16 protein-coding genes are annotated in these 14,958 nt (G+C 66.5%); 12 read left to right on the forward strand and 4 right to left on the reverse strand.

Annotated elements, in window-relative coordinates:
• Window positions 1–56: 56 nt before the first annotated feature.
• Complete coding sequence (locus LCI23_RS02915) at window positions 57–989, reverse strand: LysR substrate-binding domain-containing protein (protein WP_224943783.1); 933 nt, start codon at window positions 987–989, stop codon at window positions 57–59.
• Window positions 990–1,096: 107 nt separating this feature from the next.
• On the opposite strand from LCI23_RS02915, the gene LCI23_RS02920 reads away from it, so the two are divergent.
• Together LCI23_RS02920 and LCI23_RS02925 are read left to right on the forward strand one after the other, a co-directional pair.
• Window positions 1,097–2,317, forward strand: coding sequence for an HD-GYP domain-containing protein (locus LCI23_RS02920; RefSeq protein ID WP_224943785.1), 1,221 nt, complete (start codon window positions 1,097–1,099; stop codon window positions 2,315–2,317).
• An 8-nt stretch (window positions 2,318–2,325) separates the two neighbouring features.
• A complete protein-coding gene (locus LCI23_RS02925; protein ID WP_224943788.1) occupies window positions 2,326–2,925 on the forward strand; it encodes a 2-hydroxychromene-2-carboxylate isomerase in 600 nt (199 codons plus the stop codon).
• A gap of 9 nt (window positions 2,926–2,934) precedes the next feature.
• Here LCI23_RS02925 and LCI23_RS02930 read toward each other — a convergent pair whose 3' ends face one another.
• Complete coding sequence (locus LCI23_RS02930; RefSeq protein ID WP_224943789.1) at window positions 2,935–3,972, reverse strand: GGDEF domain-containing protein; 1,038 nt, start codon at window positions 3,970–3,972, stop codon at window positions 2,935–2,937.
• Window positions 3,973–4,311: 339 nt separating this feature from the next.
• Here LCI23_RS02930 and LCI23_RS02935 point away from each other — a divergent pair, with 339 nt between their 5' ends.
• From LCI23_RS02935 to LCI23_RS02980, 10 genes are all read left to right on the forward strand, one after another.
• On the forward strand, window positions 4,312–4,500 hold the full coding sequence (locus LCI23_RS02935; RefSeq protein WP_224943790.1) for a Flp family type IVb pilin: 189 nt from the start codon (window positions 4,312–4,314) through the stop codon (window positions 4,498–4,500).
• Between the two features lie 61 nt (window positions 4,501–4,561).
• Entirely contained in the window at window positions 4,562–5,083 is a 522-nt protein-coding gene (locus LCI23_RS02940) for a prepilin peptidase (RefSeq protein ID WP_224943791.1), read from the forward strand.
• A gap of 154 nt (window positions 5,084–5,237) precedes the next feature.
• The gene (cpaB, locus tag LCI23_RS02945) at window positions 5,238–6,077 is read left to right on the forward strand and encodes a Flp pilus assembly protein CpaB (protein ID WP_224943792.1); all 840 of its coding nucleotides are present in this window, start codon (window positions 5,238–5,240) and stop codon (window positions 6,075–6,077) included.
• Window positions 6,078–6,102: 25 nt separating this feature from the next.
• Window positions 6,103–7,665, forward strand: coding sequence for a type II and III secretion system protein family protein (locus LCI23_RS02950; RefSeq protein ID WP_224943793.1), 1,563 nt, complete (start codon window positions 6,103–6,105; stop codon window positions 7,663–7,665).
• 12 nt (window positions 7,666–7,677) lie between these two features.
• A complete protein-coding gene (locus LCI23_RS02955; RefSeq protein ID WP_224943795.1) occupies window positions 7,678–7,965 on the forward strand; it encodes a hypothetical protein in 288 nt (95 codons plus the stop codon).
• A gap of 27 nt (window positions 7,966–7,992) precedes the next feature.
• Window positions 7,993–9,168 carry an AAA family ATPase gene (locus LCI23_RS02960; protein WP_224943798.1) on the forward strand — a complete coding sequence of 392 codons (1,176 nt, stop codon included), beginning with the start codon at window positions 7,993–7,995 and terminating at the stop codon, window positions 9,166–9,168.
• Window positions 9,169–9,195: 27 nt separating this feature from the next.
• Window positions 9,196–10,542 (forward strand): CpaF family protein, encoded by a 1,347-nt coding sequence (locus tag LCI23_RS02965; protein ID WP_224943800.1) that lies wholly within the window; start codon window positions 9,196–9,198, stop codon window positions 10,540–10,542.
• A gap of 8 nt (window positions 10,543–10,550) precedes the next feature.
• Window positions 10,551–11,528: a type II secretion system F family protein gene (locus LCI23_RS02970; protein ID WP_224943803.1), complete on the forward strand. Its 978-nt coding sequence runs from the start codon at window positions 10,551–10,553 to the stop codon at window positions 11,526–11,528.
• A gap of 15 nt (window positions 11,529–11,543) precedes the next feature.
• Complete coding sequence (locus LCI23_RS02975; RefSeq protein WP_224943805.1) at window positions 11,544–12,485, forward strand: type II secretion system F family protein; 942 nt, start codon at window positions 11,544–11,546, stop codon at window positions 12,483–12,485.
• A gap of 117 nt (window positions 12,486–12,602) precedes the next feature.
• Window positions 12,603–12,782 (forward strand): hypothetical protein, encoded by a 180-nt coding sequence (locus tag LCI23_RS02980; protein WP_224943808.1) that lies wholly within the window; start codon window positions 12,603–12,605, stop codon window positions 12,780–12,782.
• Between the two features lie 48 nt (window positions 12,783–12,830).
• Here LCI23_RS02980 and LCI23_RS02985 read toward each other — a convergent pair whose 3' ends face one another.
• Together LCI23_RS02985 and LCI23_RS02990 are read right to left on the reverse strand one after the other, a co-directional pair.
• Window positions 12,831–13,598, reverse strand: coding sequence for a GIN domain-containing protein (locus LCI23_RS02985; RefSeq protein WP_224943810.1), 768 nt, complete (start codon window positions 13,596–13,598; stop codon window positions 12,831–12,833).
• A gap of 227 nt (window positions 13,599–13,825) precedes the next feature.
• Complete coding sequence (locus tag LCI23_RS02990; protein ID WP_224943813.1) at window positions 13,826–14,686, reverse strand: family 16 glycosylhydrolase; 861 nt, start codon at window positions 14,684–14,686, stop codon at window positions 13,826–13,828.
• Window positions 14,687–14,958: the final 272 nt, after the last annotated feature.

Below are 14,958 nucleotides of genomic sequence, written 5' to 3' on the forward strand. Positions count from 1 at the left end.
GGGGCCAATAGGGAATGCGGATGGGGGTATAAGAAAAACTGATGGCCGTCATGCGCTCAAGCGATCAAGCGTGCTCCCGGCCAGGCGCCGTGAGCGCACAGGTCTTCCGTCACTTCGCGTACCAGCCTGCCGATCGCCGCCGCCGCATTCGTCAAGGGGATGTTACGCGACGCGCACAGGGTCACCCTTCGCGTCAGCGCCGGCTCGACCACCGGCCAGGCGGCCATGGCACCGCGTTCGATGTCGGCCAGCAGGGGGGCCACCGGCAGCAGCGTGGCGCCGAGGTCGGCCAGCAGGGCCGAACGCAGGATCGCCAGCGAGTTGATCTCGAGGATGGCGCCGAGCGCCAGTCCGGCGCCCTGCGCGGCCTGCTCCACCAGCGGCCGCACGCCATGCTGGCGCGCCGGCAGGATCAAGGTGCTGGCCAGCGCGTCCTGCAAGCCGAGGCGGGGACTCGCCGGGGCCAGGCTGGAGCCTGCGCGGCAGATGAACATCAGGTCTTCCTCGACCAGCGGCGTGGCCGTGAAGTGCCCGGCCGGGACCGGGTCGAACAGCACCGCCAGGTTCAGGCGGCCCGACTTGAGCTGTTCGGTGAGGCTGCCCGAGATTTCCTCGGTCAGTTGCAGGGTGATCTCCGGATACCTGGCGCGGGTGGCCTCCAGCAGCGGCAGCGCCAGCGCGCCCGAGATACTATGCGGCAGGCCCAGCGAGACGCTGCCCGATGGCCGGGTGGTGGACTGGACCACCGCCGAGCGCGCATCGGCCACCTGCTTGAGGATGGCCTGGGCGTGCTCATAGAAGATCTTGCCGGCGTCAGTGCTGACCACGCCGTGCGCTGAACGGTGCAGCAGCTGCGCGCCCAGCTCTTCCTCCAGCTGGCGCAGCTGCTGCGTCAATGCCGGCTGCGCCACATGCAGGACCACAGCGGCGCGTGACAGCGAACCGTGGTCGACAATGGCGACGAAATAGCGGAATTGACGAAGCTCCATCTTTTTGGGTGTATCCTGTGGGCAACAAATTAGCCGTTCGGCGTATTGAAGTTGTTATACTGCAATGCGACCCGGCGCCCCGACATTATTACAGAGCAGAGAACGACATGTTAAAAAAGGTGGATGCCTCACAACTGAAGGTTGGGATGTTCATCCATGACCTCGATTGCGGCTGGATGGAACACCCCTTCGTACGCAACCGCTTCCTGTTGAGCTCTGACGAGGAAATCCTCAAAATCCGCAATGCCCGCATCCACGGCGTCGTCATCGACTGCGGCAAGGGACTGGACGTGGACGATGCGCCGACCCTGGCCCAGGCCGAAGCCGCAACCGAGGCGGAAGTCACGGCGATCGCTGCCCGGCCGCTGGTGGTGACGCGCGTCTCGCTGGGCGAGGAACTGGCACGCGCCGCCAACATCCGCAAGCAGGCCGCCGGCCTGGTGCGCACCGTGATGGCCGACGCCCGCCTTGGCAAGGCAGTCGAGATCGAACGGGTCGGTCCGGTGGTCGAGAGCATCACCGAATCCATCCTGCGCACTTCCGGCGCGCTGCTGGGGCTGTTGCGCATCAAGAACAAGGACGACTACACCTTCCTGCATTCGGTTAGCGTGTGCGCGCTGCTGGTGGCCTTCTGCCGTTCACGCAACATGGATGCGGAGACGATCTACCAGGCCGGCCTGGGCGGCCTGCTGCACGATACCGGCAAGGCCCTGGTGCCCGATGCGGTACTGAACAAGCAGGGCCGCCTGACCGACGAGGAGTTCGAGATCATCAAGCGCCATCCGCGCGATGGCTACGACATCCTGTCGAAGACCCCGGAAATCGGCAGCATTCCGCTCGACATCACGCTGCACCACCACGAGCGGCGCGATGGCAGCGGCTATCCGGACCGCCTGGCCGAGGGCGGCATCAGCGAGCTGGCGCAGATGGCGGCGATCGTCGACGTCTACGATGCCATCACGTCCGACCGCTGCTATCACAAGGGCATGTCGGCGGCGGAAGCGCTGCGCAAGATCTACGAGTGGAGCAAGTTCCACTTCAGCCCCACGCTGGCCCAGGAATTCATGCGCTGTGTCGGCATCTACCCGGTCGGCACCCTGGTGCTGCTCGAATCGGGACGCCTGGGGGTGGTGACCGAACCGCACGAGACCAGCCTGCTCACGCCGAAGGTCAATGTGTTCTTCAGCACCCGCAACCAGTCCTACATCAAGCCGCAGAGCCTCGACCTGTCCAAGCCGCTCGGCTTCGGCGGCGGCGACAAGATCGTGCGCCACGAGTCGCCCGAGAAGTGGAACGTCAACCCGCTGCGCTTCATGCACATCGCCTGAGGTCCGGCATGCCGGCGCCCATCGAATTCTGGTTCGAGTTCGGCAGCAACTACAGCTACCTGGCGCTGATGCGCATCGAAGAAGAGGCGCGCCGCGCCCAGGTGCCGCTGCACTGGAAGCCCTTCCTGCTCGGCCCCATCCTGCGCGAACTCGGCTGGCAAAGCTCGCCCTTCGTCGACCAGAAGGAAAAGGGCGAGTACGTCTGGCGCGACATGGCGCGGCGCGCGGCCAGGTACCGGCTGCCGTTCAGGCGGCCATCGGACTTTCCGCGCCGGGCAGTGCTGCCGATGCGGGTGGCGCTGCTGGGCAGCGCTCAGCCGTGGATGGGCGAGTTCTGTCGCCGCGTCATGCTGCGCAACTGGGCGCAGGACGCCGCCATCGACAACGACGACTGCGTGCTGGCGGCGCTCGCCGGACTGGTCGCCGATCCGTCGGCCATCCTGTTCCAGGCCCGGCAGGAACAGGCCCGGGACGCGCTGCGCGCCCAGACGGCCGAGGCGCGCCGGCTGGGCATCTTCGGCGCCCCGACCTTCATGGTGGCGGGCGAGATGTTCTGGGGCGACGACCGGCTGGAAGACGCGCTCGACCACGCGCGCAGCCTTGGCTGAGGAGCCGGTTCAGAAGAATTCGGCGGTGTCGTTGGTAGCGATGGTCTGCAGCAGGCCCATGGCCACCAGTTCCTCGTAGTGGCAGGCGCGGTTGCGGCCATTCGCCTTGGCGAAGTACAGGGCCTGGTCGGCATGGCCCAGCGTCACCACCGGCGAATCGGCGGCGCTGATGCAGGTGAAGCCGACGCTCACCGTGACCCGTCCCACCTGGGGGAAGGGATGCGCTTCGACGTTGGTGCGGAAGCGGTCGATGATCTTGCGCGCGTTTTCCAGCGTGGTCGAGCGCAGCAGCACGACGAATTCCTCGCCGCCGAAGCGGAACACCCGGTCCTGCGAGCGGAACGAGGACTGCAGCAGGTTGGCGACCAGGATCAGCACCTCGTCGCCGTACAAGTGGCCGAAGCGGTCGTTCACACCCTTGAAATGGTCGACGTCGATCACGGCCAGCCACTGTTTTTCCTCGCCCACGTGCTGGCGCCGCTCGGGCTGGCCCGGCACGCGCAGCTCGGCGTCGCCCGCCTGCAGCATGCGCGCCAGCTGGTCGTCGAAGGTCTTGCGGTTCAGCAGGCCGGTGAGCGAATCACGCTCGCTGTAGTCGAGCAGGTTCTGGAAGTTGCGATACACGCTGACGATCCCGCTGATGGTGTGGATCGATTCGGTCGTGAAACCATGTTCGTGCGTGATCTCGAGGCAGGTATGCGCCTTGTCGCCTACCCAGATCGGCAACCACAGGCGCCGCAGTCCGTTCGGCGCGACGCCTTCGGCGCGCGCATCGTGCGCATCCAGGCAATGTGCCAGTTCGGGATGGGCGCCAATCGGTTCCCCAGGGGTGCTGCCGTCCTGCGCTTCTTCAGGACAGGCCACGCCGCCGGCGCGGATGCAGGCGCGCGAGCGCACGAAACGCTGTCCGCATACGGTGGCGATGCTCAGAACACGGGTCTGCAACGCACCCGACAGTTCCTGCACCGCCGAAATCACGGAAACGTCCAGCATCGTGTGATCGCGGTGGCCAGTCATGTCCACCATGTGTCTCAGCAGGGAATCCATGTCTTTCACAGAAACGAGTCAAGCAAAAAGCACGGCGTGCTTACGCCAGGTGGTGCCGGATTTTCAAGCGCATAAGTGGTATAGGATAAATTGTTTTTGCATTAAAGGCAACTATTCTTAACAGAATTTATCTTTATGCCGGATGAATGAAGCGACCGGCATTGGGCGAACGCATCGAATCGTGATGCAATTTTTGGTGGAAATTGTAGGAGGTCAATTGGCCTCCCGAAGCAGTCGCTACAGTGAATTGGCTTGCAGGCGTGGTTTGCAGAAGTCGAAGACGGGACACCGTCGGCCTGTGGGTACCGTAGCCATCCTCAACCATCAAAAGGAGTTTCAATGGGTATGATCGTTTCCAAAGTAAAAGCCTTCATCGCCGATGAAGACGGTGTGACTGCCATCGAGTACGGACTGATCGCAGCGCTGATCGGTGTCGTCATCGTAGCCAGCGCCGGCGACATCGGCACGCGCATCAAGAAGACCTTCGAGTTCATCCGCGATTCGCTGCCGGCCAACCCGGGCAAGTAAGTGCGGGCGCCCCCTGGAGCTGCATGTCCGGGGGGCTTTTCCTTGTGACGAGGAGCGCACCATGCCTGTCGCACCCTATCTCGATACCCTGCTGCTGCTGATGGTGACGGCGGCCGCGATCAATGACCTGAACAGCCGCAAGATTCCCAACCGCCTGCTGCTGGGCGCATTGTCCGGCGCGCTGCTCTTGCACGCCTTGTCGCCGACTCCTGGCCAGTCCCTGCTGTCCGCGGCGGGCGGGGCGCTCACCGGGCTGGCCATCTTCCTTCCCTTTTACCTGCTGCGCGGCATGGCCGCTGGCGACGTCAAGATGATGGCGACGGTGGGTGCATTCACCGGGCCTGCGACCGTGCTGGACATCGCCGTGCTGGCCTGGTGTGCCGGCGGGGCGATGGCGCTTGCCATCCTCGCCTGCCGCGGCCGTTTGTGGCTGGCCCTGCTGAACCTGTGGCACCTGCTGCGCCTTACCCTGCTGCGACTGCCCGCCACGCTGCCACCGTCCCGCAACAGCGCCGGCTCGATGCCCTATGGCCTGGCGATCGCCGCCGGCACGATGGTTTTCCTGATCGGCCGCTACAGCTGAATTCCCGGCACCGCTTCCTTGGCGGGAGTCAAACGGATGGGAAAGGGCGGTGGCTAGAATCAATTTAATCACGGTAAGGCAATGGGTATCGAGGCCTGGGGCCGCCTGTCAGCTGCCGTGCCGGCAATGCAGTTCGTAACCTGGGAGAGACCCGATGAAAGACAAGCGTGCCGTGATTGTCATGGCGCTCGCGATCCTGTCCGGCCTGGCCGCGGTGGTGCTGGCCGGACTCTGGCTGCTGCGGCAGCCGCCGGCCAAGGCTGGGCGCATCGTGGTGGCGGCCAGCGACATCAGCATCGGACAGCGCCTGACGCCCGAGATGCTGAAGCTGGCCGACTGGCCGGCCAACAGCGTGCCGAAAGGGGCCTTCGACGACCCGCGCAAGCTTGGCGGCCGGGTGCTCCGGACCAGCATCGTCGCCGGCGACCCGGTGAGCGAAGCCAAGCTGGCGCCGGCCGGCACCCTGGGCGGCCTGTCGGCCCTGATCACCGAAGGCAAGCGCGCCATCACGGTACGGGTGAACGACGTGGTCGGGGTGGCCGGATTCGCCCTGCCGGGCAACTACGTCGACATCATCGTCAGCACCGAGACCGAAGCGCAGCCGCAGGACGCCAGCGCACGCGAGCGCAGCATCTCGAAGATCGTGCTGGAGCGGATCCTGGTGCTGGCGGTGGCGCAGGAAGTGAACCGCGACGAAACCAGGCCGAAGGTGGTGAACGCCGTCACGCTCGAAGTCACGCCGGAGCAGGCCGAGCAGCTCGACCTTGCCCGTAGCGTCGGCACGCTCTCGCTGGCGCTGCGCAACCAGGTCGATCCGGCTGCGGCGCGCACCCTGGGCGCCACCAAGCAGGACCTGCTGCCGCCCCCGGCCGCACCGGTCAAGCCGGTCGCGCTGGCGGTGCGCAGCCCGCGGCCCCAGGCGCCCGGGCCGGCGCCGCGACGCGATTGCGTGAAGGTCATCAACGGCCTGCACGCTTCCAGCGAATGCTTCTGACCCCACCGATGCGGAAATGGATGCCATGAACAGACGCCCCACATTCGGCGGGATCGCCGCCGGCCTGATGCTCGCCACCCTCGTGCCGGTGCATGCCACCGCGGCTGCAGCCGCAAAAAAACCTTCCGCTGCGCCGGTCACGCGCAGCCAGCCCGCAGCCGGCTGCAGCAGCGCATCCGCGCGCCCCACCACGCTCTCGCTCGCGATGGGCAAGTCGACCATGCTGCGGTTGCCGGAAAAAGTGGCGCACCGCAGCGTCGGCAATCCCGCCATCGTGCAGGCGATGCTGGTGGCGCCGGACACCCTGTACGTGGCCGGCATCGATGTCGGCACCACCAACATGATCGTGCAGGGCAGGAGCGGCTTGTGCAGCGTGATGGACATCGTGGTGGCGATGGATCCGGCCGCGCTGCAGGCGACCCTGGCTGCCGCGCTGCCGGAGGAGAAGGACATCCGGGTGATGACGGCCGCCGATTCCCTGGTCCTGGCCGGCACCGTCAGCGACGCCGGCGCGATGGCGCGCGCGCTGGAGCTGGCCGGTGCCTATGTGCGGCGGCCGCTGCGCCAGCTGCCATCGGTCGGCACCGACGGCGAGGCCGGTGGCGTCGTCGCCCTCGGCAGCGGTGCTGGCGGTGGTGCCGTCCAGGGCGCGGAAACGCGCGTGGTCAACCTGCTGAGCGTCAGCGCGCCGCAGCAGGTACAGCTCGAGGTCAAGGTGGCCGAGGTCTCGAAAAGCCTGCTCGAACGTCTCGAGACGCGCGCCCGCTTCAGTTTCGGCTCCGGCAACTGGATGACGACCCTGGTGTCGAATTTCCTGAGCGGGCGCGCGCTGCCCGGCGAAGAGACGCTGCGCACCAGGGGCGGCCGGCTGGTGGGCGACACCGACAAGAAGGACAGCCTGGTGCGCGTGCTGGCCGAGCCCAACGTACTGGCCATCAGCGGTCAGGAGGGCAGCTTCCTGGCCGGCGGCAAGTTCTACATCCCGGTGGCCCAGGACGACAATCGCATCACGCTCGAGGAAAAGGAATTCGGCGTCGGCCTGCGCTTCACCCCGACGGTGCTGGCGGGCGGACGCATCAACCTGCGGGTGGCGCCGGAAGTGTCCGAACTGTCGCGCGAAGGGATCGGCGTATCGGCCCTCGGCTTCAACGGCGCCGCGATCCTGCCGGTGCTGACCACGCGGCGCGCCAGCACCACGGTCCAGTTGTACGACGGCCAGAGCTTCGCCATCGGAGGCCTGGTCCGCAACAACCTGGTGGCCAATCTGAAAGGACTGCCGATGCTGGGCGAAGTGCCGATCCTGGGCGCGCTGTTTCGCAGCACCGATTACCAGCAGGACCGTACCGAGCTGGTGTTCGTGATCACGGCGCGCCTGGTCAAGCCGCTGCCTGGCGCCGCTTATTCACTGCCGACCGACAAGGTCGGCATTCCGACCCGCGGCGAGGTGCTGCTCGGAGGACGGCTGGAGGGCGCCCCACCGGCCAGCACCACGGCAGCCGCATCATCCGTGTCGTCCGCGTCGTCCGCATCGTCCGCATCGGCGCCGGCGGCCACCCGTGCCAGCGCGGCCGCCGGCGTCGAACCCTAACCAGGAGCTCCCGTGAGTACCATCCGCAAGATACCGCTGGCGCTCGTGCTGGCATCCTTCGGCGCCTGCCTGCATGGCTGCGCGCACACGACGCCCGAATGGGACCGGCAATTCGGCGCAGCCACGCGCGCCAACCTGGCGGCCCAGGTACTCGACCCCGGGGCGGCGGCCAACCGGCAGCCCGCCACCGGCATCGATGGCCGCGCGGCCAAGGGCGCGCACGACCGCTACCAGCACAGCTTCGCCGAGCCCGAGCGCATGCCACCGGCGATCTTCATCAGCGCTGGCGGCGCGCGCTGAAACCTGCCGTCCACCAGCCTGCCCGCCATGAAAGCCTTGCTCATCAGCCGCGCCAGCCAGCTCCATGCGGAGATCGCCTCCCTGGGCGCTGCGCGCGCGCCGCTGCTGGAGGTCTGCGCCGTACGCGCCAGCCTGCGCGAGGCGCTCGACCGGCCGGAAAGCGCCAGCCTCCAGTTGCTCATCGTCGACGCCAGCGAGATCGAACCCTCGGAAGCGGCATTGCTCGAACGCCTCGGACGCCAGTATCCGGGCACGCAGCTGATGCTGCTGGCCGACCAGCATCACCCGGAACTGCTGATCCGCGCCATGCGCGCGGGCGTGCGCGACGTCCTGCAGCTGCCGCTGGTACAGCGCGCCTTCCATGAGGCACTGGACCGGGCCGCCGCCGCCGCCGGCATCTCGACCCTGCGCGAGGGGAAGGTACTGGCCTTCATCGCCTGCAAGGGCGGCAGCGGCGCCACCTTCATCTCCACCAATTTCGGATACGCGCTCGCCACCCTGTCGGCCAAGCGGGTGCTGCTGATCGACCTGAACCGGCAATTCGGCGATGCCGCGCTGTACGTGTCCGACCAGAAGCCGGCGATGACCCTGTCCGACGTCTGCGCCCAGATCGCGCGCGTGGATGGGCCTTTCCTCGAATCGTGCGTGGTGCACGTGACTCCCGGCTTCGGCGTGCTGGCGGCGGCCGACGACGCGGCCCACGCGAAAGAGGCCAGGCCGGAACACATCGACAGCATCCTGCGCGTGGCGCGCCAGCACTACGATTACGTGCTGCTCGACATCGGCCGCCAGATCGACGCGGTTTCGCTGCGCGCACTGGACGTCACCGACACCATCTATCCGGTGTTGCAGCTGGCCCTGCCCGATATCCGCGACGCGCGCCGCCTGCTCGACATCTTCCGCTCGCTCGGCTACGCGCTGGACGACATCCGCCTGATCGTCAACCGCTACGAGAAGGGCGGCAAGCTGCGCCTGCAGGACCTGCACACGGCGCTCGGCTGCGAAGTCGTGCATACCTTCCCCAACGATTACGTCGCCGTCACCGATTCGGTGAACCAGGGCGTGCCTGTACTGCAGCTGTCGCGTGCCAGCGCGGCGGCGCGCAGCCTGGTCGAACTGGTGGAACTGGTGACCGGCAGCCGCGTCCAGGAGAGCCGCGGCCTGCTCGAGCGCCTGTTCGGGCGCGGCGAGCCGAACGACTGAACGCCATGCCATCTTCCGGAGCAAGCCATGTCAATACGTGAGCGCCTCGCGGGCGCCGTCCAGGAGAGCCAGTCCGGCTCCCTGGCAATGGAAACCGGCACCCAGGCCTACCAGGACCTCAGGAGGCTGATGCACCAGATGATCCTGGAACGCATCGACCTCGAACGCCTCCAGCGCCTCACCGCCGAGCAGCTCAAGCACGAACTGGCCCTGCTCATCCAGCGCATCATCGAGGAAGAGCGGATCGTGCTGAACCAGCACGAACGCCACCAGCTGGTGCGCGACATCCAGAACGAGATGCTGGGCTTCGGTCCGCTCGAGCCGCTGCTGAACGATCCGGCGGTCTCCGACATCCTGGTCAACACCGCCAGCCAGGTCTATGTCGAGCGCCGCGGCAGGCTGGAGCTCACCGCCGTCAGTTTCCATGACAATGCCCACCTGATGAAGATCATCGAGAAGATCGTGTCGCGCGTGGGGCGGCGGGTGGATGAATCGAGCCCGATGGTCGATGCGCGCCTGCCGGACGGTTCGCGCGTGAATGCCATCATCCCGCCGCTGGCGGTGGACGGGCCGCTGCTGTCGATCCGCCGCTTCGGCGCCACCCCGTTGGCGGTGCAGGACCTGCTCGACTACAAGAGCCTGACGCCGCCCATGCTCAAGGTGCTGGAATGCCTGGGCGTGGCGAAGGTCAACATCCTGATCTCGGGCGGTACCGGCAGCGGTAAGACCACGCTGCTGAACCTGATTTCCGGTTTCATCCCGGCCAGCGAGCGGATCGTGACGATCGAGGACGCGGCCGAGCTGCAGCTGCGCCAGCCGCACGTGGTGCGCCTGGAAACGCGGCCGCCGAACATCGAAGGCAAGGGCGAAGTGAACCAGCGCGCCCTGGTGCGCAATGCGCTGCGCATGCGGCCCGACCGCATCATCGTGGGCGAGGTGCGCGGCGCCGAGGCCTTCGACATGCTGCAGGCGATGAACACCGGCCACGAAGGCTCGCTGGCGACGATCCACGCGAACTCCCCGCGCGACGCGCTGGCGCGCCTGGAAAACATGGTCAGCATGGCCGGCATGAACCTGTCGGTGCGCGCGGTGCGCCAGCAGATCGTGTCGGCGGTGACAGTGGTGCTGCAGATGACACGCCTGACCGATGGCGCGCGCAAGCTGGTCAGCCTGCAGGAAATCACCGGCATGGAAGGGGAGGTCATCTCGATGCAGGAGATCTTCCGTTTCGAGCAGACCGGCGTGGCGCCCGATGGACGGGTCACGGGCCGCTTCAGCGCCACCGGGGTCCGTCCGCGCTTCGCCGACCGCTTCAGGATGTATGGCGTGCCGGTGCCGGAAGACAGTTTCGACCCCGACCGCAGCTTCGAGTAGGGAGGCGCATGGACGCACTATTCTATGCTTTCGTGGTGTTCCTGTTCGCGGCGGCGGTGCTGGCGATCGAGGGCATGTACCTGTGGTGGGTGGGAAGCCATGGCGCGGCCGCGCGCCGGGTGGCGCGCCGCCTGCAGCTGATGTCCGGTGCGCCGGCGCGCGGCGGCGAGCGGATCTCGATCCTCAAGCAACGGCCCTACAGCGGCAACGCCGGCATCGACCGCTTCCTGCACCGCTTCACGCTGGCGCAGCGCATCGATGCCTTGCTGGTACAGGCCGGCGCTACACGGACGGTCGCGCAGTTCCTGGCCTGGTCCGCCGCCTGCATGCTCGGCGCCGCCCTGCTGTCGCTGGCGTGGCTGCTGCCGGCGCCCGTACAGGCAGCGGCTGCGGCGCTTGGCCTGGTGCTGCCATGGCTCCTGCTGCGCCGGATGCGCCAGCGGCGTTTGATCCGCATCGAGCAGCAGCTGCCCGATGCCGCCGACTTCATCGCGCGCTCGCTGCGCGCCGGCCACTCTTTCGGCAATGTCCTGCAGATCGTCGGCAACGAGCTGGCCGAGCCGCTGGGCGGCGAGTTCCGCATCGCGCGCGAGCAGATCAACTATGGGGTGCCGGTGAACGAAGCGCTGCATGCGATGGCGGCGCGCATTCCGCTGACCGACCTGCGCTACCTGGTCATCGCAGTGCTGATCCAGCGCGAATCCGGCGGCAACCTGGCCGAGATCCTGGCGAGCATCGGTGCCATCATCCGCGCCCGCCTGAAGCTGGTGGCGCACGTGCGCGTCCTGTCGGCCGAAGGACGGCTGTCGGCGCTGATCCTGACCATCCTGCCCTTCGTGGTGCTGGCCCTGATGCTGGCGACCAATCCGCAGTATGTCAGCCTGCTGTGGACCGATCCGCAGGGCCAGCGCATGCTCGGCTTCGGCCTGGCCATGATCGTGGTCGGCATCGTCTGGCTGCGTCGCATCATCCGCATTCGCATCTAGAGCCCGGAGCCAAGCATGACTTCGCCGCAGCTGATCTTCCTGCTCATCGTCCTGTGCGTCGTATCCGGCCTTGCCTGGCTGGCACTGGTGCTGTTCGCCCCGCTGGCCCTGCGTGCCCGCCTCGGCCGTTTCCCTGGTGCCGCCGAGCCGGTGCCGCCGGAACCGTCCAGCGGGTGGGTGGAGCGCGTCGCCAGCGCCGCCCAGCCGCTGACCAAACTGTCGGTGCCCGAGGAAGGCTGGGAAAAATCCGGCCTGCGCACCCGCTTCATGCATGCCGGCTGGCGCAGCGCCTCCGCGCCGGCACTGTACTTTGCATCGAAGACGGCGCTCGCGCTGTTGCTGCCCGCTATGGCCGCGCCCATTTCCATGCTGTCCGGGGCGGGGCTGAAGGGCGAGCAGTTCATGGCGCTGCTGCTGGTCGTGGCGGCGCTCGGCTACTACCTGCCGAACCTGGTCCTGGCCCATGTCGCGCAGCGGCGCCGGCGCGAGATCTTCGAGACCATCCCCGATGCGCTCGACCTGCTGACGGTCTGCGTCGAAGCCGGCCTGAGCGTAGAGCGGGCCATGGTGAAGGTGGCTGCCGAAATCCACCTCAAGAGCGTGGTCCTGGCGCAGGAGCTGCAACTGGTGCTGATCGAGATCCGCGCCGGCTTCAGCCGCGAAAAGGCGCTGCGCAACCTTGCCTTGCGCTCCGGCGTCGAAGACGTCGACAGTCTGGTGGCGATGCTGATCCAGTCGGAACGCTTCGGTACCAGCGTCGGCGATGCGCTGCGCGTGCATTCCGACACCCTGCGCCACAAGCGCCGCATGCTGGCCGAGGAACGCGCCGCCAGGATCGGCCTGAAACTGATGTTTCCCCTGATTTTCTGCATCTTTCCGATGCTGCTGACAGTCCTGCTGGGCCCGGCGATGATCCAGGTGATACGTACCCTGGACACCTTGCCCATCTCACGCTAAAGCCGGATCAGAGCCGGATTCAGCGAAAAAGCTCCGTTTGCACGTTTGTCGAAAATCAAACGAGGTAGATGCGGCCTCGCGAGAATGGGCAAGTCCGCCTGCTCCCGGGAGCCTCCCATGAAGCTTTCCTACCGTACCCACCTGATCCTGCTCGGGGTGCTCCTGGCCATCCTCAGCGCCTGCGCCCCTTCGGATGCATACCGCAGTACCAGGGCAAGCACCGATCCCGCCTCCCTCACCGCGCACGCAGCCCCCAGCGTCAAGGACGTGCGCAACAGCATGGTGTTCAGAAAATAGCGCTGAGGTATTGGAAGGAACGGATGCCTGGCGGGTGCGGATGAAAATTTACTTCCAGGCTAGCTTTCCCATGCCGCTGGTATTGACGTTGCGGGTGGCCGGATTGCCATACACGGTGGCCGAACCCATGCCGCTCAAATCGACGGCGGCCGCGCGCACGGCGTGTACCGTGGCACCGCCCAGGCCGCTCATATCAAGGTTGACCGACTCGGCGCGCAAGCCCTGCGCTTCGAGGCTGCCGACGCCGCCCAGCTTGGCGCGCAGCAGCTTGCTTTCGCCATTGACGCTGATGCGGCCGGCGCCGCGCAGGTTCAGGTCGACGCGCTCGGCGCGCACGCCATTCAGGGCCAGGCCGCCGACCCCACCAAGGCGCGCATCGATGTTGCGGTAGTTGCTGTTCAGCGTGACCGAGCCGGCACCATCGAGCGCGACCTGGATCGCATCGCCCGAGAATCCGCTGATGGTCGAGGTACCGACGCCCTGCGAAGTCAGTTCGGCCAGGTTCGGCACGGTCAGTTCGGCGCGCAGCTTCTCCTGCGTGTCGCCATGGCGGCTGTTGAAGGATTGGGTGCCGATCTCGAGCGTGTCAACGCGCTGCGAGGTGGTGATGCGTTGTACGTAGCGGCGGTCGCCCGATACCACCAGCGAGGGCGTGCTGCCCTGGCGCACAACGAGATCGACGATGCCGTCCAGTTTCACCTTCGTCACCCTGGCATCGACGCTGCGGTTTTCACGCACGATATCGTTGGCAAGGGATGGGCTGGCAACCAGTGCGAAGGTGGCGGCGACGGCGGCGGTACTCAACAGTTTCTTCATGCTTGTTCTCCGGTATGGGTGGTGATGGAGCCACTATAGGATGCCGCTCGACACCCTCCGAGCCGATTGCGATGAACTGCGCAATCCGCGGTCTGGAATGTAAGAAGCCGGAATGGCGAGAGGGGAGAAAAAGGTACGGATACACAAGACCGCTTGGTGTCGACTGTGACGGCAAGTCCTCGGGCTGCCCGCGCGGCGGACAGGCCATGGCATGTCGTCGTGCTGCGTCAGCGGGCCGGTGCCGTTCGTTTGTAGACGCGCACGTAATCCACCAGCATCTGTTGCGGCAACACCGTGCTAGCGTCCGGATTGCCCGGCCACAGTCCGCCGACAGCCAGGTTCAGCAGCACGAAAAAAGGATGTTCGAACACCCATTCACCTTTGACCAGGTCGGGACGCGCCGTGTGATAGTGGATGCCGTCGCGGTACCAGCGGATCTCGCCGCGCTCCCATTCCACCGCGAACACATGGTAATCGTCGGCGAAGATGCCGTGCTCCAGTGGCGAGGCTTGGCTGAAGGCCTTGTCGCCCGAATACCCCGGTCCGTGCAGGGAACCGTACACGGTCGCCGGCTCCTTGCCAATGATCTCCATGATGTCGATCTCGCCGCTATGCGGCCAGCCCACGGTGCCAATGTCGGCGCCCAGCATCCAGAATGCCGGCCAGATTCCCTGGCCGCGCGGAACCTTGATGCGGGCTTCGAAGCGGCCGTGCATCTGCTCCATCAGGCCCGCAGTCTTCAGACGCGCCGACGTGTAGTCGTTGTCGCCATAGCGTTCGCGGCGCGCCTCGATGACGAGCTTGCCCTCGACCACGCGCACGTTTTCTGGCCGGCCGGTGTAATGCTGCAGCTCCTTGTTGCCCCAGCCATGGCCGCCAGTCTCCACGACCCACTTGGTCCGATCGAGCGCGCCGCCGTCGAACTCGTCGCTCCAGAGGAGCGTCCAGCCGGCTGGGGAGGGGGGCGCTGGCACGGCGGATGCCGGCGCAGATGCGGACGTAGTAGGGGAGGTCGAGGCGGAAGGCGTGGCGCAGGCGCTGGCAACCAGCGCGATCACACTGGCAAGGACGAGGCGGCTCGGTTTCATGGATCTCCTTGTGGTTCAACGGGTGACAGGCGGGCGGGCCTGCCGTTGCCTGAGGTGTTTCATGATGTCGAAGAAGGAATCGGTACTGGCCTGCCGGCTTCTGGGGCCAGGCAGCGTAGCCGTTTCTCGGGGGACTGGCCAGAGACGCTGGGGTCGTCGCCGCCGCCGACCTTGATGCGGGTTTTCGCATCGCGTCATCCACCCCTTTTCGATCGGCGTTGGAAACGTTACCATAACGTCAAGCTGACTATAGCACTCGCGATTTTGGGGTG

This window comes from Massilia sp. MS-15 (assembly GCF_020176695.1).
In the GTDB taxonomy this organism is placed as follows: domain Bacteria; phylum Pseudomonadota; class Gammaproteobacteria; order Burkholderiales; family Burkholderiaceae_D; genus Telluria; species Telluria hydrophila.